Raw genomic sequence first — 302 nt, forward strand, 5'->3', positions numbered from 1 at the left:
ATAAATCAGCGCCTCCCTAGAGACTTTTCCAAATCGGTAATCTTTGATGGAAGAACGTAGAGGTACGAGATGAGGTAGTCCAAAAGCTCAACCATTTTACCGGCCATAGCTTCTGTAGGCTCATTCTCGTCATCGAAATGTGCTCCCAAATTTCCCCCGGACCGGATGGCGTGAGAGAGCGTCTCAAGCGGCGCTGCCAGATCATTGCTGTTCTTAACTAAGTCGATCAGCTGATATAGGTTTTTTGTTCGATCTGAAGAGTCCACCCGATATTTAAAAATTCCCTCTAAGAGGGTGTAGAC

The 302-nt window shown here is 46.4% G+C and carries 1 protein-coding gene; it reads right to left on the reverse strand.

Annotation, left to right across the window (positions count from 1 at the left end; all coding sequences use genetic code 11):
• Window positions 1-5: 5 nt before the first annotated feature.
• A partial coding sequence (locus ALO64_RS12475) for a DUF4145 domain-containing protein (RefSeq protein ID WP_157058655.1) occupies window positions 6-302 on the reverse strand: 297 nt, incomplete at its 5' end.

This window comes from Pseudomonas meliae (assembly GCF_001400515.1).
Taxonomy (GTDB): Bacteria; Pseudomonadota; Gammaproteobacteria; order Pseudomonadales; family Pseudomonadaceae; genus Aquipseudomonas; species Aquipseudomonas amygdali.